Raw genomic sequence first — 16,940 nt, 5'->3', positions numbered from 1 at the left:
CAAAACCCGGCAGATCGGCCCGACACCATGGACACAACGGTGATCATCAATAAACGCAATCATTTGCGGAATGGGCGGTCGAGCTCCGCCGCAGCGAAATATGCGCTGGCCTTCTTCAGGATCTCGTTGGCTTGCCTGAGTTCACGGTTCTCACGCTCCAGGGCCTTGATCCGTGCTTTCTCCTCGCTCGTCGGTCCAGACAGTTCGCCTGCATCACGCGCGGCGCGCCGACACCAGTCCCGCAGGCTGAAAGACGAACAGCCCAGCTTCGAGGCAATCGCCCGGTAGGCAGCACTGTCGCTGCTGTAATCAGAACGATGTTCGCGGAAAAGCCGAACGCCGCGCGTGCGGAACTCGGCCGTGTAGCTCGGGGTATGTTTCTTGTTTGTCATGAGGCTCACCTTTTGAGAGTTTTACTCTCCGGTAAACCCGGGGCGGTTCAGTTCGCTGGACATCCTCGCCCTTGTTCGCCTTCGTGGTCACCAGTTGCGAACCCGAGTTGGAGTGGACGAATGACGAAAACCAAAACGAAATCAGTAGGAAAGAGAACAGGCGTTGGCCCTGCGCAGGGCCACGCTGACCTGGCGGAGCTTGTCTCGCTGAAGGCCATGACCGTGCCGGAGCTGCGCGAGAAATGGGCAGCGATCTTTGACGCGCCCGCGCCAAATACAAGCCGCCAGAATCTCGAGCTGCGGCTCGGCTACCGGATCCAGGAACTGGCCCTTGGCGGCATTGGTCGCGACACACGGCGGACGCTGGATGCGCTTGCGGCCGAGGTGGCCTCCGGGGAACCCGGACAGATGGTGTCTGATCCGCGACGCCCGATGCCGGGCACCAAGCTGGTTCGCGAGTGGAACGGCGTCGAGCATACCGTCACCGTCTTGGCGAAGGGATTTGAGTGGCAGGGTCGCCGGTTCAAATCGCTCTCTGGCGCAGCGCGGGCAATCACCGGCGCGAACTGGAACAGCTGGAAGTTCTTCGGCTTCACCCCACGCCCGAGGATCAGCAAATGACGCGCCAATCACAGCCGCAACCGCCCCGCCGTCTGCGCTGCGCTATCTACACCTGCAAGTCGAGCGAGGAAGGGCTCGACATGGAGTTCAACAGCCTCGACGCGCAGAGGGAGGCCTGCGAGGCCTATATCGCCAGCCAGAAGGCCGAGGGCTGGGTCTGTCTGCGCGACCGGTATGATGACGGTGGCTTCTCCGGCGGCACGCTGGAACGCCCTGCGCTGAAGGACCTGATCGCCGACATCGAGGACGGGCTGATCGACATCGTCGTGGTCTACAAGATCGACCGTTTGTCGCGCGCGCTGATGGATTTTTCGAAGCTGGTCGAGATCTTCGACAAGCACGGCGTCACCTTCGTGTCCGTCACCCAGTCCTTCAACACGACCACCTCCATGGGGCGGCTGACGCTGAACATCCTGCTCAGCTTCGCCCAGTTCGAGCGCGAAGTGATCGGCGAGCGGATCCGCGACAAGGTCGCTGCGTCGCGCAAGAAGGGCATCTGGATGGGCGGGCCCGTGCCGCTGGGCTACAACGTGAAGGACCGCAAGCTGATCGTGGATCCGACCGAGGCCGAAACGGTGCGGACGATCTTCACCCTCTACGCGCGGTCCAGTTCAACGGCGCAGGTGATCCGCGAATTGGACGCGCGTGCTATCCTGACCAAGACCGGCAGGCCCTACGACAAGACGTCGCTGCTCAAGACCCTGCATAACAAGGTCTATCGTGGCCTCGCGGTCCACAAGGGCAGCGCCTATCCCGGCGAGCACGACGCGATCATCGACGAGCCACTATGGGACGAGGTGCATAAGGTGATCGCGAACAACCGGTATCTTAGGAAGGCTGCGGCTCAGGAACCCTCACCGGCGCTTCTGCGCGGGCTGATCTTCACCGAGACCGGCGTGGCTATGACTCCGCATCACACCCAAAAAGGCACGCGCCGCTATCGGTATTACGTTTCGATGGACGTGATCAAGAAACGGCCGAAGGCCGAACTGCGCGGGCCGCAGCGGTTGCCGGGCGGCATGGTCGAGGATGCCGTGGTCGGCGAAATTCGGCGCCTGCTGCGCACCCCCGAGGTCGCCGCGCGGGTGTCACGGACCCTGCGCAAGGATCGGCCAGACCTTGGCGAGGCGGACATCAGCGCCTCGCTTACCCAGTTCGATGACATGTGGAACGCGCTGATTCCGGCCGAACAGGCACGCGTGGTCCGGCTTCTGGTGGCGCGGGTCACCGCCAGTGAGGCCGGGCTGGCTGTCGATCTGCGCCATGAGGGCTTGGGCGCGATTGCCGCGCTGATGGCCTCGTCCAAGCCGGAGGTGGCGTGATGGCAGAGCCCGAGACCCTCCGAGTCCACATCCCACTCACCCTGCGCAATCGCGGCGGCCGCCCGCGCATCCTGCCACCGAAGGAGATAGAGGTGGCCATGGATCGCGGCCAGAATGCTCGCCTCCTGCGCGCCATCGGCCGTGCGTGGGACTGGCGGCGCAGGCTGGAGCGCGGCGACGTCACCACCATTGCCGATCTCGCCAGAGAGGAAGGCATCTCCGACCGCTATGTCAGCCGCGTGATCCGCCTGGCATGGCTCGCGCCATCGGTGCTGGAACGGCTCGTCCTACGGCGCGAGCCTACGGTACTGTCGATCTTTGACCTCTGCGGCGTGGCAGAACTGCCGTGGGACGAGCAGCCGGAGCGGGTGTTTGACTGAGGGTTAGTGAAAGCTGGCCTGAAAGCTCGTGGCGGTCAGCGAGACGTGGGCGTCCAGCGGCGGGCGCAGTTCGAACGCCTTCGGTTCCCGTGAAAAGTGATAGAGCCGCATGAGGCACCAGTCCGCCCGCCGTTCGTCGGCAACAGCCAGCTCGTTCCGCGAAATATGGAATGGTGTGCGTTCCCAGCCGTTGGTCGTCTTCACTTCGATCAGACGGGGCCGACCATCCGGCGCGTAACTGGCGATATCATACCCCGCGCCATCGCCATCCTCCTCCGAGACCCATCGCACCTTTGACGCAAGATCAGAGCGCCCGGAGCCAGCCAGCACCGCTTTCTCATGCGCCAGCGCGCGTTCTTCTCCGGCCCGGCCAAGCGCACGGTTGCGCTCATCGCGTTCGGCGACGTCAAACTTGCGGGCGGTGGCGATGGTTTGCTCAAGCTCAGGAGGGGGCGGCTGGTTGCTGAGCGTCGGGGGCGGCCCAATCCAAAGCTGAGCTGCCTCACGGAGGCCCATCGCGGGCCGGTCCGGAATGCGGGACAGCCAGCCGGGGTTGAGTTCCAACCAACGCGCCACCGCATCTTCTAGTGTGCCCTGGTAGTTTTGCGCGGGCTTGTAACCAGGGATCCAGTCCTCTCCGAGAACCCTGAGAACCGCGCTGATGTTCTGGTGCTTGAACTCGATCGAACTGCGGTTGCGGTCGATCTGGGTCTGAAGATCACGATTGTGAGCGGCTTTGTTGTAGGACTTGCCAGCAAAGTCCGCAGACAGCATCGCGAAGTAATCCGCGACGATCAGGTCATTCTCTGCATCTGTCCAAGGCCCGTTCGACATGCGGCCAGGCTAGACGCGAGAAAATCATTTGTCATCAGCGGTTTCGGTTGGGGGATTGGGATGCAAACCTACCCAAGAGATCCGCCGATTTACGCTGGCATCCCGAGCAACGCGCCTACCGCGCGTTCTGTCTACGTTGCCATCGCTGTCTTTCGGATCGCCGATTTGGGTTTTGGCGGGGTTTGGAAGCAGGCCATTGAAAGATAAAAGGAAAACGGGACCGAACCGAAATGGGCGAGGTTCGCCCAAACTGAGACTGAGGGCCATTCTGAGCCCAGCCTCGGCCTAGCAGCGCGCCTATGAGGTTCGGTCGGTTCACGCAAACCTCTTTGATAACACCGAAAAATCCGTACCCGTCAGGGCGGTGTCACTGGTTCGCAATGGGGATAATGGCGGAGACGAAGCCCGCCATGAAGTGTTAGCAATCCGACGCGATCCGCACCGTAACCATCTATAATAATATATAATTCCGCATTTTCTGCCCTGCCGCGCCATGCTATCTTGTGCAATCCCACGCATCCAATTACAGTATTTATGTTGGGTAGGATGTGGGATAATGCTATGCCGAAGGTCACTGACGAGTTAACCGCGCTGGATGTGAAGCGCCTTGTCCATCCCGGTGGGAATCGAAATGTTCTGCGGTCTGTCGGCGGTGTTCCTGGCCTTCACTTGCAATTGACGCCGAAGCGGGGCCGCTCGTGGGTGCTGCGCGCGAAGGTTGGCGCAGTGCGACGCGACATTGGCCTTGGCGGCTATCCGGCTGTCACCTTGGCACAGGCCCGCGAAAAGGCCCGTGAAGCGCGTGAGAAAATCAGCCAAGGGATTGACCCGGTAGAAGAACGCAAAGCCGCAAAGGCCGCGCTCGCGGCGGCGCAAAGCCGTGGCCTGACCTTTGCAGATGCGACTGACAAATACCTTGCCGCCAAATTGGACGCCTTCAAGAACGCCAAACACCGGCAGCAATGGCAGAACACCTTGGCGACCTACGCCAAGCCGGAACTTGGTAAGATGCTGGTGCAGGATATCACAGTGCAAGATGTGCTGCGCGTGCTGGAACCGATATGGCGGGAGAAGACCGAAACCGCCTCCCGCGTTCGGGGTCGGATCGAAGCGGTACTGTCGTGGGCGACGGTGGCAGGGCATCGCACGGGCGACAACCCGGCGCGCTGGGCGGGCAACCTGAAAGAACTGCTGCCAGCGCCTTCCAAGGTCGCGAAGGAAGTACATCAACCGGCTGTGCAGATCGAGGACGCCCCCCGCTGGTTTGCCGCGCTGCGGGCGCGTGAATGCTTTGGCGCGCGGGCTTTGGAGTTTGTGGCCCTGACTGCGCTGCGGTCGCAAGAGGTACGCGGCGCGCTTTGGGAAGAAATCGACTTTGACAATGCGATGTGGATCATCCCGGCGGCACGGATGAAGATGAAAAAAGAACATCGCGTCCCGCTGTCGGCAGAGGCTGTGACGCTGTTAAAATCTTTGCCCCGTCTGGAAGGTAACCCGCTGGTATTCCCTGCAGCGCGCGGTGGGCAATTGTCGGACATGACACTATCGGCGGCGATGAAGCGGATGCACAAAGCGGATATCGAGGCAGGGGGCGCAGGCTTTGTTGACCGTCAGAACAAGCGCCCTGCCGTGCCACACGGGCTGCGCAGTACGTTCCGTGATTGGGTTGCAGAGCGCACTACCTATCCCGGCGACATGGCCGAAGTCGCTTTGGCACACCGGATTAGCAACAGCGTGGAGGCATCCTATCGGCGCGGAGACATGATCGAAAAACGCCGCAAGATGATGGGCAACTGGGCAGGTTACCTGACCGGTAAGAACTGGGCATGTGCAGAAGTACTGAGGCTTGCTTGACATGGACGATGAACCGCAACCGCATCTAGACGATGTATTATTGGCAACGCTGATTTCGGGTAGCGAAAACGCTTGGTTGGTGCACCTTTGGTCACAACACTGCGCAGCCAAAGGCCTGCCGGATGGTACATCAAGAGAGCAACCTCTTGATACCCGAGACTTTCCTTTGTTCCTCGACCGGCTTCGCTCTGCATACGTCAGATATCAAGGAGGAAATCTAATTGCCCTTCTGGAGGCGCTGCATATCTGCCGTGAAGAAGTAATTACGCCGCCGGTTTGGGCTTTGGATGGAATAGATAAATTCATCACTGATACAATCTTGAAAGGCGCTCCGGGTAAGACAGGTAGGTCAAATAATCCTTTAGCGCGCGCACGCCTTGCTCTGAAACACGAACTACAACGCGAAGTAATCTTTGGGATTCGAAATGCGCAACGACAAGGCGCAGAAATTACTGATCTTATGTCATTCATGCTGCTGCCAAATGAAGTAAAAGACTACTTCGAAAAACACGGTCGCGCGCCTCTAGGCACCAGCATACAAGACGCGGTTGAACTTGCTGAAAAATGTCTCCGCGGCACAGAGCTGCAAGCTACATTTTCCACACTGGAAAGACTCTTTAAATCTATACCAGATTCCACGTTCGAAATAATAGAATTTTCTGTGCGTGACGCTTTGGGCATCACTTATCTCGATGAAACTCCTAAGGAGTTCGGGGGGTTTTTCATAGCCTTTCCCGAAGAAGCTGAGGGCGAATATATGAAACGCGAGGAAGTGGTGAACGAAAAGCCCGTGTTTTGGCTCACTATCCGGAGAGGCGATATTACGGAAGTATTTTAACCATGTTCAATTGGAACCAAGAGGAACCGACATGGCTGAAAAACTACTTCGTCGCCCAGATGTCCAAGCGCGCACCGGGCTTTCTCCTTCAACACTTTATGATTGGATGAAGCGAGGGCAATTTCCTAAACCTGTGAAGCTTGGATCGCGCCTTGTGGCATGGCGAGAAACTGAAGTTGCGGAATGGCTGAAAAACTGTAAGCAGAGTGGGATCTGAGAGATGTCACAAACTTACCTGTCAGACCGTCAAATCGGCCTGCGTTACGGGGTCCATCACCTGACCCCGCGCCGCTGGCTTAAGACTGACCCGACCTTTCCCAAGCCCATTCGTCTGACACCCGGCTGCACGCGCTGGAAGCTGTCGGATATCGAAGCTTGGGAAGCTGCCAAAGCCGAAGCTGCTTAACGAAAAACCGCCACCCATTGGACGGGCAGCGGCTCTTTTCGGTGTAGTTCTGACAAACGCAACGATATCCCCGGCCCGTTCCGTTTTCAACAACGGAAACCGAACACATGAAAATCAAAGCGAAGATCGAAACGGGCGACACGCCCATTGTGATGCACCTGAAAGGCCGACTGGCTTGGACATTGCTGGAACTGGTCAAGGCCGGTGAAACCGGGATAACCCCACTGCACAACCCCGCGCCGCGAGTGTCTCACTACGTGTTTTCCCTGCGTGGGAAAGGCTTTGTCATTGATACTGAAATGCAGCCGCATGGCGGTGCCTTCCCCGGCGAACATGGCGTCTATCGTCTGAAAAGCACTGTCACGATTGAGCATGTGGAGGGCCGCGCATGATGGCCCTGCGCACCGCCCGCCTGTGCCGCGAACTGGGTGTCTCCCGATCCGTGGCACAGTCCATAGCCGCCCTTGCCTATGGGGAGGGCAAGTCATGACCGCGCTTCGGGCTTCACATCTGCCCGATGCACTCCGCAACGAAATGGCTCGCCTGAAAGGGGCGGGCCACCCCCTCTTACCTTTGGGCGGTGGTGCGGATGGCAAAGCACCGCTTTTGCGGTCGTGGGCTAGCCCCGGCTTAACCCTGTCGCAGATCCTGGCCCCCATGCACCGGACAGGCTCACAGGCCTATGGAGTGCGGCTGGATGGGCTGGCAGTAATTGACTGCGACTGTGACGACCCGGACCTTGTGGCACAGATGGAAGCGCGCTTTGGTTGCAGCCCGGTTCACGTCAAGACGCCGCGCGGTCGGCATCTCTATTATCGCGCCGCCGGGGCCATGCCAAACCTGCGCGGTGAAGGCTTGCCCGTCGATAGCAAGACGGGGGCGCGCAGCTATGTGGTGGGACCGCTGTCTTGCCGTCCTGATGGCGGGTTCTATGAGCCAGTGAAAGGTTTGCTGGGGAAAGATGACCTGCCAACCCTGCACGCGCCTTCAAAGCCGGTATCGGCCCCGATCCCAACCGGGCAGCGCCATGTTGAACTTGTGAAAGAGGCCATGCGCATGGTGGAATTTGTCAGCGATGATAAAGAACTGGAAGCTAACCTTGCGGGCATCCGCGACGAGTGGTGCGCAGATCCCGCCACAATGCCCGACAGCGAATTGCGGGATATCGCCGGATGGGCTTGGAAGTGTCGGCTGAACAACAGCGTTTATAAGGGCCGTGACAGCGCCTTCCCCATGCAGAGGCGGTCACTGGATGCGCTACGGGACAAACCCAACGGGGCAGACGCTATCGCCTTGCTGGTGACGCTGGAGGACCAACACGGGCATTCCCCCGGAAAACGCTTCCCCTTGGATTTCGCTGCCATGCGGTCGGCTGGCCTGTTGAACCTTTCAGTGCCCCGACTGCGCGCCGCTCGCCGCCTGCTGGAGGATGTCGGCCTCTTACGGTTGGCAAGCAAGCATCGCGCGGGATCGAAAAAGCAAACCTTTGTGCTGACCCGGATGCCAGCGAGCCTGTCCGAAGCTGAAATCCCACTACTCCGCTCTAGAGTGGTGCGGGGGGAAGGCAGGGGGAGGGTCTATAGTTACTTATGACGCGCGGATTCCGACCTACAAACCCGAAGGCGAAACGTGATGGCCGAATTGGTGCAATCCGCGTGGAAAGGTCTGGCAGAACTTGCCAGATCCGACCTTGCCCCCGGCCCAGCATCCGCATGACACGCCATGGTGTCGGTGCAGATGGCGCATATGCTTATCGGAGCAAGCCTAGCACTGTTCTACGCCCCAACGCTGCTAGTGACCGTCCTTTTCGTCGGGTGGACCGCCAAGGAACTGCTGGGCGACATACCCGGCGGCGGCGCCGCGTGGCCGACCGTGAACCTATCTGGAGATCTAAAAGATTTCCTTAACATCGAAGAACTGCGACGGTGTATCGAGAAATGGCTAGGTGGCCTTTCTCAGCACATGGCAAAAGTGTTTACCTGCTGAAATGCATTTTCAAAGTATAAAACCTTAGCCAAAGTCACCCTTGCTAGGATCGAAGGCATTCGTTCTTTTTTTTGGCTGTCACTCGAGCGCAGCAAGTTCCAAAAACCGCCATCAATAACAACAGACCCGATGCAGGCACAGGCACCTGAGAAATACTAATGGCATCAATACGGTTGACGATATTTTCGCCGAACAGGACGGTAAAATTGCCGAGTGAATTACTCCAGTCATAACTTGAGTCAGTAGCCGTTTTGATGATACCACTCTCAGTGGAGAGAGAATGATGATAGTAACCACCGTCAAGCAAGTTAATTGAGCTCCCTGTAACTTGTCCCAAAAAATAGTTGCTCTGGCAGAACCCTTTTACAAACACACCCGTGCAATTTGATGCAGTCCAATATGTTGACCCACTTGCACCAATCCGATCAGAAAGCTGCATACTTCCATATCCAGAAAAGGCTGCGTCTATATAATGTTGGTAAGGATAGTTCTCCAACACAGGATCATCGCTCGAACGAACGTCATAACGAACCCTATAAGGATAGTCTTCTTCATCGTAGCGAATTAGGTTGAGCGAAAACTGTTCCAAGGACGTCTTCACAGAAATCTTATAGGTCGCGGCGACGGCGAGGTTCGCCGCAAAAATTGACGCAATCAGCCACAAAATAAGAAAGAGTGGTCTCATAATAATACACCTTTACATTATTAATGATAAGGAAAATCAGAAAAACAGCGAAATTCGCAAAACTCGAGACCTGCAAGCACCCAAGAACGATTACAAGAAGACCCGAACTACCGCATCGCGACAACGAAAAAAAAATAAAAAGGAATATTTCAATTAAACGAGCAACATTACCTTTTCAGACGTACCCAAGTGTATGGTGTTGTTCCGACAACGCAAACGCCGTCGTCTGTATGCGTTGGACTTCGACTCCGGCCGAAGACCGGCGGCAGCAGCGCGTGGCCCGTGATGGCCGATAGCATGGCTGACCTGTGCTTCGGCGCGCTGGGCTACATCATCGCAAAGTCACAGCTGAAAAAGGGCAGACATGACCAGAGTTAAAGAACCGATGGCGCAGCTTGGGAAAGGGCCGAGAATGTTGAAGTTGCCTTATGATTTCGGAAAATATCCGGGGGCCGTCTAATGGGGGGATATGGATCAGGTCGTCGCCCCAGACGACAAAAGGCAGAGGCTTGCCGGTCACTGGATGTGAACAGGATGTACCGCGAAGGCTGCTTGCAACCCGGCAGGCGCGGCAATTGGGTCTGGTCGCAGGACGGCGAAGAAGTCGCGCGCATCGGATACAGCGCAAAGCAAAACCAAGTGGTCCTAGATTACCGGATCAGCCAGTACGGTGGCGAATGGGAGTCGATTACTGAAACAGTTTGCATCACCCACGCAGATTGCCATTTTGGCGGGACACGCCCCTACTTCATCTGCCCCGGCGTTGCCTCGGGTCGTGCCTGTAATCGTCGTGTCGGCAAACTGTTCGCAGGCGGGCGCTACTTCCTCTGCCGCCACTGCTACGACGTTGCCTATACCTGCCAGTCAGAGGCCCGCTACAACCGCATGTTGAGGCGCGCAAACAAGCTGCGCATGGCGTTGGGCGGAAATCCCGGCACTGCAAATATCATCGCCTTCAAACCGAAGGGAATGTGGAACCGCACTTATGCCCAGCGCTGCTTTGAAATCGAGTGGTGCGAGTGTGAGGCCGACCGCGCATTCGTCTGGAAGCATCGCCACCTTCTCAGCGCGGGCGACTTGCGGATGTTCCTTGAGGATTAGCCTTTTGTGCGCGCTTAAAGCGCGAGCCATTTGACTGCAATCCACGACCCTACGAACTAATAACGTAGGTCGACGCATTCATCACCATGCGCTCACACTACCGCCATCTTGGCGCCCTCCAGCCTGCTTCTATCGCCTCAGCCTCTGAACAGAACCATCGCTCGCCTTTCGCGGTGTTTATCTTGGTTCGTTTATACCAAGGAGACCAAGGAGGGTGATAGATCCTGCCGTTTCGAGAAATATTCCCCTTTATCGGGCATCCCTTCGGAGCTTCTTCGGTCGCTGATTCCCAAAGCCTTGCTCGATAATCCCAAGGAGCCACTGCCGGACCTTGCCAAACACCCAGCCGTTCCTCTCTGGCCTGCCTTTCTTGCTTAACGTAAACTTGGGAGTACTTCACGAACGCCCACGCATTGCCGGTGCGAACCATTGCCGCGCCGAGGTCTACACCGTCCACAAAGCAAGTGCCGATTGTCCGACCATAACCATCGCTTGTTGTCCCCTCGCATCGCACGGTCTTCCCCGCAGAAAGTGCGGCCATCGCGTCAATTGAAGCCTGACCGCAGTGCCACGAGGCACCGGACGGTTTTTTGCACTGCTGCCCAGCTTCGGGAGCGTCGATACCATTCAGACGATAAACAGTGCCGTCAATCTCAAGTGTATCACCATCAACGACGCGGGTTTGGGCATGAGCAGCGCCTGGCAGCAGACACAGCATAATGCAGAGGGTCATTTTCCACGAGGATAGTTCCATGATGTCCCACCCGTTAACACTTTTTTTGTGCTTCTTTAGCACCATAGCCATGGCAAACGAGCATGCCCACTAAACTTATCAACTGAAAACCAATGAAAAACTTTAATCTGCCGCCCCAATTCAAGACCAAGGCAATTGATTACCTGATGCTTGTCTTGGGGTGGGCAGCAATGCTCTTGCCGCTTTTGCTATGGCTGTTGTGACAAAACTAGCTGATAGCGGATCTATGGCATTTGACATCAAACTTATGCCCAGCGCTGCTTTGAAATCGAGTGGTGCGAGTGTGAGGCCGACCGCGCATTCGTCTGGAAGCATCGCCACCTTCTCAGCGCGGGCGACTTGCGGATGTTCCTTGAGCGATAGTGTCGCGGTGCTGCGCACCACAAAAATATTGTTATTCCGCTATCACTTGATGACGAAACATAGCCATGACTAACTCAGTATTGTGGCCGAGTTTACGTGTCGAAGGGCTACAGCCAAGCCATTTTGAGCCTAACCTTCCGTCACATGAGTAATTTTCCAAGTTGAAATCCACAGTTTTCTGACTATGTTGTCACCAAAGGTTCCCCTCCGATGACAAGAGCCCAAGGGGTTCTCCGCTTAGGTAGTCGGAGGGGTCATTTTTTTCAGTAGTAAAATCGCTTTCCTTTTCGGAAAATGTCGAACTGACTTCTAACCTGTGAGTCGAGCGTATCGAGTGCTGACGCATCACCGTGCTCCCATTTGCGGTATATGGCCCAGTTGAAATAATCTGCGACCTGTAGCCCGTAGTGAGCGCGTGAAGAGTGATGCATAACTCTGTATGGCGTGCCTGACGGTAGCATGTCTGCAAGAACAGTCTTTACCGCCTTTTCTACCGCTTTCCTTTTTTTCGCAACTGGCAGTGTATCTGTAATAACCGTCACCTCTCCGACACCTTGCGATGCCTTCTCGACTGCATATCTCAGCAGGTAACCCAGCATTTTCGGATAGAACTTATCTGCGGGTCGCAGTGCAGGGCCGGTCTTGCGCTTCTCAACAATCACCGAGTCAACCGATCCGACCGGTACCGACTCTGCAAGCATCTTAAATACTCTGCTCCGAACGTGCCTGTTGTCATCAGCGCAATGAAAATACTCAATGTCGATGCGTTGTTTCAGCCGATGTTCGATAAGGTCGTACTTATAGGTGTCTAGATCTGTATGAAGCGAGAATGGTCGGTACTGGCTTACACAGGTCAGTGTGAAAAACCGCGACCCTTTCTTCGTAAAGTCGAAGTTACCGCCCTCGTCTAGAAATATATATAGAGTAGGCAGGTCAGTTTGAGAAACATCTTCTGGCATAGGACTATTGGAGCACCCCTTGCTGTTGTCTGCATATCGCCTTGTGGTTGGCGCATATAAATGAATCCGATGAACCGCAAGGTCTGCCGAGACGGCTAAGAATAATGCGGTTACGTCTCGATGGAGACGTATGGCAACTGCTCGTTCGCAAGTCGACCTGTCATTCGATAAATTTGACCCTCAGGTTCACTTTGAAGAAAGCCATGCATGATAGCCCGTTTACCGCACCGGCCACTGGGGGGGGGGTAAATCTCCACCACCGTTCGTCACGGGACCGATGTGGGCAGCACATTTTACGCATACACAATTCAGAGAATGCAGCACGGCGCGACAAGAAGGCCCACTTCCGAGTGATTCTCAGGCGCTTTTTCTTTGTGGGGTATGATGTGGGGCAATCTACGCCTAAACTACTTTTTTCCAATGAAAACAAAAGCGTATGGCGGAGACGAAGGGAGCCTCCGACAAAGTGTAAATTGCCCTTTAAAAGCATGTATTTTCGTCCTAACTACGCAAAACCTGTGTGGAAAACATGTGTGGAATATGGCTCGAACTAAAACCCCCCGTTATCTTCAACAACGCTATCGTCGTTGGTACGCAGCGTTGGACATTCCTAAGGACGTAAGAGAATTTTTTGATAAGAAGCCTAGGTTTGTTCAATCTTTAAGAACCGAAAGTCAAACTCTGGCAGAGCAGCGTGTTGGCCCGATTGTCGCCCAATGGAAGCGCCAGATCGAACAGGCCCGGAAAGCCTCAAATGATCCTTCTTCGAACCAGTTTCGTCTCGCTGAAAAATGGCGAGAGGAACTGTCGTCAGCGTCGGAAGATGAACGGGAGAACTTAGAATTTGTGCTTGAAGACGTTGTGGCTGCCCAAAGGCTACCAAATGAAAAAGCGGAACAGCGCTTTGTAGAGGTTCTCTACGGAGAAACGATCCGAACCACTGAGAAACTAGACGCGTGGATTTCAACCTTGTCCGAGCAGAAGCAGAAGACTTTGGACATGAAGCGGTCAGATATCCTACGGTTTGCTGAACGCTTCCCCTATACCAGCGATGTAAGCAGGAAAGATCTTCGGGGATGGATCGACCATCTCCTACAAGAGGAAAACCTGTCGTCTGCAACAGTTCGACGTATCGTCTCTGCCTGTCGTGGCTACTGGCAATATCTACAGCATCTCCAGTTGGTCACAGACGAGCAAGACCCCTTCTCAGGGTTGAGCCCAAGCAAGAAGAAGGTTCTAAGAGCGTCGGCTCGAACCAAAAGAGAACCGTTCACACCTGCACAAGTCGTAAAACTCTGGAAAGCAGCCCACGCCAAAGGAGATGCTCAACTAGGTGATCTGATATGGTGTGCTATGTGGACAGGGTGTCGGATCGAAGAGATCTGCTCTCTTAAGTTGGCACAGGTGGAAGAAGACAAATTTCGGATTGTAGACGGCAAGACGAACGCAGGTTGGCGTGAAATTCCGATCCACCCAAAGCTTAAGGAGACATTTCAGCGTCTGGCAAATGAAAGCGCTGATGGATTTCTGCTGTCTGGATTGCCGGACAACAAATATGGCACCCGATCCGATGCTATTGGCAAACGATTTGGAAGGCTGAAGAAGTCGCTAGGATATGGCTCACAGCTTGTATTTCACAGCATCCGAAAGACAGTGATCACAGAACTTGAAAGAGCAGGCGCTCCTGAGAACGTAGTTGCTGATATTGTCGGCCATGAGAAGAAAACCATGACCTACGGGCTTTACTCCGGCGGTGCCAGTTTCGAAAACAAGCGGGATACGATCATAAAGCTGTCATACCCCGTGTAGCAGCACTTCTCGCTGACCAACCTTGTACTCCATAGGGTAAGGGAACAGATTACCGTTGCTGTGCCGGAGCACTAACTCACTAGACGAATTTCCCGTTCGCTCAAACAGTTACTTCCCTGCTTAACCGGCTTTGAAAGGGGGCAACGATGTTTCACTGCCCTCCGAAAACAGACGCACGTAGGGCTGGGGAGTACCCGTTTTCCGAAATTTGGGACTAACTCTGTACCCTATAGAATGAAGGGAACAGTTTTTCGCTTTTACGCTTCAGTTCAGCTGTTGGCGTACTGACTGGGCTCGCAATGATTTATGCGTTTAGCCTGACATCGCTTTTAGGTGAATACACCTCGGGAAAACGTCCTGAGAGCCAATATAACGAGGGCTGAGGTGGGGTCTAAGATTTTGACGACCTCACCCTGCCGGACGGACATCGACGGCACTCAGCCAAACCTAAAACCTTCAAACCACCAGAGCGGGCACTGAGGCCCGGAACCCATCAAATCACCAGATCAAAGTGAGGCAGTCTTCGCACCGGGGGCTGTCTTTTTCTGTTTTCGTACAAGGAGAAAGAAAGACATGCCATTCGACCAAGGCACCCAAGACAACACCGATTTAGGCAAAGCCCTTCGGAAAGCGGGTGGAGCCCATCTGTCTTGGGTCGCGACATCAAAAGGGGCCAAAGAGTTCGTGCAGAAACTCTTCCAGATAACGGAACAATATGAACTCGCCACAGGCAAACGAGTGAGGCCCAGGAACAAGGCCCAGATTGAAACCTTTAAGCGATGCCTTGCCACTTGGGCTCCTGCCTTGATCCGCCATAGCACGAACCAAGAATCGCGTGGCTATCTCTACTGCCTCAGCGGTCAGGATAACCTCAAAGGCACCTGCATGACTGATCGGGGGTTTCGGAGCATCACCGAGACGTGGGCAGAACTTGGGCTGCATGAGGTGCGCAAAGGCTACCAACAAATAGGGACGTTCGAAGGGGCAGAGATCAAAATGAAGCGCTGGGCCAACAGATACCGAGCGACTGACACGCTTCTGCACCTCGCTGCAACTTACGGCATCTTTCCGGAGAGCCTAAAGCAGCACTTCTGCACCGATCAGGAAAGGTTCAACCCGATAAGGCTCAGAGCAAGAAAAACAGGTCGCGGAAAGCATGAGACGGGCAAGATTGTCGCCTTCTCAAACACATTGAAGGTTCAAATGCTGGCTCAGGATGTTCGTGAATATAACGCCTACCTTGAAGATCAAGACATCGGGGGGATACCACAGCCAACACTGAGGCGAGTTTTCAACAACGGGGATGATACCGATTTTGACTGGAACAAAGGTGGACGTCTCTACGCCATAGGACCCGGCAACTATCAGAGCCTTAAGGCTGTCGAGAGAAGCAAGATCACGCTCAACGGACAGCCTACGGTGGAGCTAGACGTAAGGGCCAGTCACTTGACAATTGTTTACGGTCTTCTGGGTGCGCCCTTTGATGTCAGGAAAGACCCCTACCAGACGCCAGAGTTGGACAGGCCCCTCGCCAAGAAGATCGTCAACGCCATGATCAGCAAGGGCCAGCCATTGGACAAGTGGCCGAGAGGAACCAAGGCGGAATACCTCGCAGAAACCGGCAAGCCATTTCCCAAATTGACGGGAAAGCAGGCTAGCCAGATCGTTCTGAAATATCACCCGTGCCTTGCAGAGCTTACGAAGGCTGCTTTGGACTGGTCCAAGATACAGTTCATCGAGTCTGAGGTTCTATTCGCTGCCATGCGTGAACTAAGAGATGAATATGACGTACCGACATTGCCCGTTCATGACAGCCTTATTGTTCCGCAGGAGAATAAGGAAGTGGCGGAGAATGTGTTGAAGCATAGGTTCTTCTTAGAATGCGGGATCGTTCCTAACATCCAAGAAAAATAGGCAGGAAGGCCAACTAATTTCTATGCCACAGAAAGGAGGGACTAACTAACCAAGCAGGAGAATAGTCAATAGAGACCATCCAATCAGATATCCCTCAGGGAAGCTAAAGTAAATCTTAGGGCATACAGATATGATGGGGTGATCAATCATCTACTAATATGAGTAATACCTAAGATAGCCACAAGGTATACTAAACCAACCCTAGGGCATTACCTTGTACGCTAGGAATATGGCTCTGGCTTCTCGCCCAGCCGTTTTTCCATACGCCCACTCAAAACATCACCAATCAAGCCAATACCATAACCACAAGCAGGCCGGGGAGTTTTCTCTCCGGTCTTTCGCATTTTGAAAGGACAGCAACATGAACCAAATCAGCCCACAGAGCCAATACAACGAGGGCACAGAGCCATTTCAGCATCTGACGACCCACCACCCTAGAACGACCAAAGCCCCTACTCAGCCTGCAAGAAAATGGACTACCGAATGGCATGGCCTTGAGGACGCAGAAGGCATCCTCGCCCGACGCGGAAGGGTCAGGGTCCAACTCTGGCCTGACCAATGGGTGATCGCTGTCAGGAAAAGCAACCGAGACAAGTGGGACCCTGTGTCCTACCATCGGGAGTGTCGTGGGGTGTTACAGGTGCTGAGGGAAAAGCAGAATGTGAAGGGGGCAGAGCCACTGGCAGAGGATTATGAGCAGGTAAGGCAGGCTTTGATGGCGC

18 protein-coding genes, 2 pseudogenes and 1 other annotated feature are annotated in these 16,940 nt (G+C 55.2%); of the genes and pseudogenes, 13 read left to right on the top strand and 7 right to left on the bottom strand.

Annotated elements, in window-relative coordinates; genetic code table 11:
• Positions 1–105: a sequence feature (AL1L pseudoknot), on the bottom strand. This feature is flagged as partial in the annotation.
• A pseudogene (locus EDD52_RS06245) lies at positions 1–392 on the bottom strand (transposase); the annotation flags it as partial. Its footprint overlaps the feature before it by 105 nt.
• Before the next feature lie 120 nt (positions 393–512).
• On the opposite strand from EDD52_RS06245, the gene EDD52_RS06240 reads away from it, so the two are divergent.
• Genes EDD52_RS06240 through EDD52_RS06230 form a run of 3 tightly spaced genes read left to right on the top strand, consistent with a single transcriptional unit; the run spans position 513 to position 2,715 of the window.
• Positions 513–1,013 carry a DUF2924 domain-containing protein gene (locus tag EDD52_RS06240; RefSeq protein WP_132242922.1) on the top strand — a complete coding sequence of 167 codons (501 nt, stop codon included), beginning with the start codon at positions 513–515 and terminating at the stop codon, positions 1,011–1,013.
• Complete coding sequence (locus EDD52_RS06235; protein WP_132242920.1) at positions 1,010–2,335, top strand: recombinase family protein; 1,326 nt, start codon at positions 1,010–1,012, stop codon at positions 2,333–2,335. The genes EDD52_RS06240 and EDD52_RS06235 overlap by 4 nt, the downstream gene beginning before the upstream one ends.
• Positions 2,335–2,715: a hypothetical protein gene (locus tag EDD52_RS06230; protein WP_132242918.1), complete on the top strand. Its 381-nt coding sequence runs from the start codon at positions 2,335–2,337 to the stop codon at positions 2,713–2,715. The genes EDD52_RS06235 and EDD52_RS06230 overlap by 1 nt, the downstream gene beginning before the upstream one ends.
• 3 nt (positions 2,716–2,718) lie before the next feature.
• Here the strand turns inward: EDD52_RS06230 and EDD52_RS06225 are convergent, their stop codons facing one another.
• The gene (locus tag EDD52_RS06225; protein WP_132242916.1) at positions 2,719–3,549 is read right to left on the bottom strand and encodes a protein NO VEIN domain-containing protein; all 831 of its coding nucleotides are present in this window, start codon (positions 3,547–3,549) and stop codon (positions 2,719–2,721) included.
• 561 nt (positions 3,550–4,110) lie between these two features.
• On the opposite strand from EDD52_RS06225, the gene EDD52_RS06220 reads away from it, so the two are divergent.
• From EDD52_RS06220 to EDD52_RS06190, 7 genes are all read left to right on the top strand, one after another.
• Positions 4,111–5,403: a tyrosine-type recombinase/integrase gene (locus tag EDD52_RS06220; RefSeq protein WP_132242914.1), complete on the top strand. Its 1,293-nt coding sequence runs from the start codon at positions 4,111–4,113 to the stop codon at positions 5,401–5,403.
• A gap of 1 nt (position 5,404) precedes the next feature.
• Positions 5,405–6,241 (top strand): hypothetical protein, encoded by an 837-nt coding sequence (locus EDD52_RS06215; protein ID WP_132242912.1) that lies wholly within the window; start codon positions 5,405–5,407, stop codon positions 6,239–6,241.
• A 31-nt stretch (positions 6,242–6,272) separates the two neighbouring features.
• On the top strand, positions 6,273–6,458 hold the full coding sequence (locus EDD52_RS06210; protein ID WP_132242910.1) for a helix-turn-helix transcriptional regulator: 186 nt from the start codon (positions 6,273–6,275) through the stop codon (positions 6,456–6,458).
• Between the two features lie 3 nt (positions 6,459–6,461).
• Positions 6,462–6,647 (top strand): helix-turn-helix transcriptional regulator, encoded by a 186-nt coding sequence (locus EDD52_RS06205; protein ID WP_132242908.1) that lies wholly within the window; start codon positions 6,462–6,464, stop codon positions 6,645–6,647.
• 107 nt (positions 6,648–6,754) lie between these two features.
• Positions 6,755–7,039, top strand: a complete 285-nt coding sequence (locus tag EDD52_RS06200) for a winged helix domain-containing protein (RefSeq protein ID WP_132242906.1) — start codon at positions 6,755–6,757, stop codon at positions 7,037–7,039.
• Between the two features lie 94 nt (positions 7,040–7,133).
• On the top strand, positions 7,134–8,240 hold the full coding sequence (locus EDD52_RS06195) for a bifunctional DNA primase/polymerase (RefSeq protein ID WP_165907467.1): 1,107 nt from the start codon (positions 7,134–7,136) through the stop codon (positions 8,238–8,240).
• A 144-nt stretch (positions 8,241–8,384) separates the two neighbouring features.
• Positions 8,385–8,633 (top strand): hypothetical protein, encoded by a 249-nt coding sequence (locus EDD52_RS06190; protein ID WP_165907466.1) that lies wholly within the window; start codon positions 8,385–8,387, stop codon positions 8,631–8,633.
• A 43-nt stretch (positions 8,634–8,676) separates the two neighbouring features.
• Here EDD52_RS06190 and EDD52_RS06185 read toward each other — a convergent pair whose 3' ends face one another.
• On the bottom strand, positions 8,677–9,318 hold the full coding sequence (locus EDD52_RS06185) for a hypothetical protein (RefSeq protein WP_132242900.1): 642 nt from the start codon (positions 9,316–9,318) through the stop codon (positions 8,677–8,679).
• A 534-nt stretch (positions 9,319–9,852) separates the two neighbouring features.
• On the opposite strand from EDD52_RS06185, the gene EDD52_RS06180 reads away from it, so the two are divergent.
• A complete protein-coding gene (locus EDD52_RS06180) occupies positions 9,853–10,419 on the top strand; it encodes a hypothetical protein (protein WP_243651851.1) in 567 nt (188 codons plus the stop codon).
• Between the two features lie 97 nt (positions 10,420–10,516).
• On the opposite strand, the gene EDD52_RS24470 is transcribed toward EDD52_RS06180, so the two are convergent.
• The 4 genes and pseudogenes from EDD52_RS24470 to EDD52_RS06165 all read right to left on the bottom strand — a co-directional run bounded on the left by EDD52_RS24470 (position 10,517) and on the right by EDD52_RS06165 (position 12,495).
• Entirely contained in the window at positions 10,517–10,741 is a 225-nt protein-coding gene (locus EDD52_RS24470; RefSeq protein WP_481374237.1) for a sunset domain-containing protein, read from the bottom strand.
• Positions 10,742–10,762: 21 nt separating this feature from the next.
• Positions 10,763–11,137 (bottom strand): annotated as a pseudogene (locus tag EDD52_RS24465) (thermonuclease family protein); the annotation flags it as partial.
• A 156-nt stretch (positions 11,138–11,293) separates the two neighbouring features.
• The gene (locus EDD52_RS06170; RefSeq protein ID WP_132242896.1) at positions 11,294–11,488 is read right to left on the bottom strand and encodes a hypothetical protein; all 195 of its coding nucleotides are present in this window, start codon (positions 11,486–11,488) and stop codon (positions 11,294–11,296) included.
• A 311-nt stretch (positions 11,489–11,799) separates the two neighbouring features.
• On the bottom strand, positions 11,800–12,495 hold the full coding sequence (locus tag EDD52_RS06165; RefSeq protein WP_132242894.1) for a DUF3800 domain-containing protein: 696 nt from the start codon (positions 12,493–12,495) through the stop codon (positions 11,800–11,802).
• 540 nt (positions 12,496–13,035) lie between these two features.
• Between EDD52_RS06165 and EDD52_RS06160 the strand changes: the two genes are divergently transcribed.
• Together EDD52_RS06160 and EDD52_RS06155 are read left to right on the top strand one after the other, a co-directional pair.
• The gene (locus EDD52_RS06160) at positions 13,036–14,304 is read left to right on the top strand and encodes a tyrosine-type recombinase/integrase (RefSeq protein ID WP_165907465.1); all 1,269 of its coding nucleotides are present in this window, start codon (positions 13,036–13,038) and stop codon (positions 14,302–14,304) included.
• 573 nt (positions 14,305–14,877) lie between these two features.
• Complete coding sequence (locus tag EDD52_RS06155) at positions 14,878–16,218, top strand: hypothetical protein (protein ID WP_132242890.1); 1,341 nt, start codon at positions 14,878–14,880, stop codon at positions 16,216–16,218.
• The last annotated feature ends 722 nt before the right edge of the window (positions 16,219–16,940 follow it).

Source organism: Primorskyibacter sedentarius, from assembly GCF_004342065.1.
In the GTDB taxonomy this organism is placed as follows: Bacteria; Pseudomonadota; Alphaproteobacteria; order Rhodobacterales; family Rhodobacteraceae; genus Primorskyibacter; species Primorskyibacter sedentarius.
Note: the sequence above shows the minus strand (reverse complement) of the source record. Positions and strands in the feature narration are given on the sequence as shown.

What these genes read in the sequence shown, in the direction of transcription:
- EDD52_RS06235 (WP_132242920.1), top strand. Translation starts at nt 1,010, where the DNA reads ATGACGCGCCAATCACAGCCGCAACCGCCCCGCCGTCTGCGCTGCGCT.
- EDD52_RS06205 (WP_132242908.1), top strand. Translation starts at nt 6,462, where the DNA reads ATGTCACAAACTTACCTGTCAGACCGTCAAATCGGCCTGCGTTACGGG.
- EDD52_RS06220 (WP_132242914.1), top strand. Translation starts at nt 4,111, where the DNA reads ATGCCGAAGGTCACTGACGAGTTAACCGCGCTGGATGTGAAGCGCCTT.
- EDD52_RS06210 (WP_132242910.1), top strand. Translation starts at nt 6,273, where the DNA reads ATGGCTGAAAAACTACTTCGTCGCCCAGATGTCCAAGCGCGCACCGGG.
- EDD52_RS06160 (WP_165907465.1), top strand. Translation starts at nt 13,036, where the DNA reads ATGGCTCGAACTAAAACCCCCCGTTATCTTCAACAACGCTATCGTCGT.
- EDD52_RS06185 (WP_132242900.1), bottom strand. Translation starts at nt 9,318, where the DNA reads ATGAGACCACTCTTTCTTATTTTGTGGCTGATTGCGTCAATTTTTGCG.
- EDD52_RS06195 (WP_165907467.1), top strand. Translation starts at nt 7,134, where the DNA reads ATGACCGCGCTTCGGGCTTCACATCTGCCCGATGCACTCCGCAACGAA.
- EDD52_RS06225 (WP_132242916.1), bottom strand. Translation starts at nt 3,549, where the DNA reads ATGTCGAACGGGCCTTGGACAGATGCAGAGAATGACCTGATCGTCGCG.
- EDD52_RS06165 (WP_132242894.1), bottom strand. Translation starts at nt 12,495, where the DNA reads ATGCCAGAAGATGTTTCTCAAACTGACCTGCCTACTCTATATATATTT.
- EDD52_RS06170 (WP_132242896.1), bottom strand. Translation starts at nt 11,488, where the DNA reads ATGCTTCCAGACGAATGCGCGGTCGGCCTCACACTCGCACCACTCGAT.
- EDD52_RS06200 (WP_132242906.1), top strand. Translation starts at nt 6,755, where the DNA reads ATGAAAATCAAAGCGAAGATCGAAACGGGCGACACGCCCATTGTGATG.
- EDD52_RS06155 (WP_132242890.1), top strand. Translation starts at nt 14,878, where the DNA reads ATGCCATTCGACCAAGGCACCCAAGACAACACCGATTTAGGCAAAGCC.
- EDD52_RS06240 (WP_132242922.1), top strand. Translation starts at nt 513, where the DNA reads ATGACGAAAACCAAAACGAAATCAGTAGGAAAGAGAACAGGCGTTGGC.
- EDD52_RS06190 (WP_165907466.1), top strand. Translation starts at nt 8,385, where the DNA reads ATGGCGCATATGCTTATCGGAGCAAGCCTAGCACTGTTCTACGCCCCA.
- EDD52_RS06230 (WP_132242918.1), top strand. Translation starts at nt 2,335, where the DNA reads ATGGCAGAGCCCGAGACCCTCCGAGTCCACATCCCACTCACCCTGCGC.
- EDD52_RS06215 (WP_132242912.1), top strand. Translation starts at nt 5,405, where the DNA reads ATGGACGATGAACCGCAACCGCATCTAGACGATGTATTATTGGCAACG.
- EDD52_RS06180 (WP_243651851.1), top strand. Translation starts at nt 9,853, where the DNA reads ATGTACCGCGAAGGCTGCTTGCAACCCGGCAGGCGCGGCAATTGGGTC.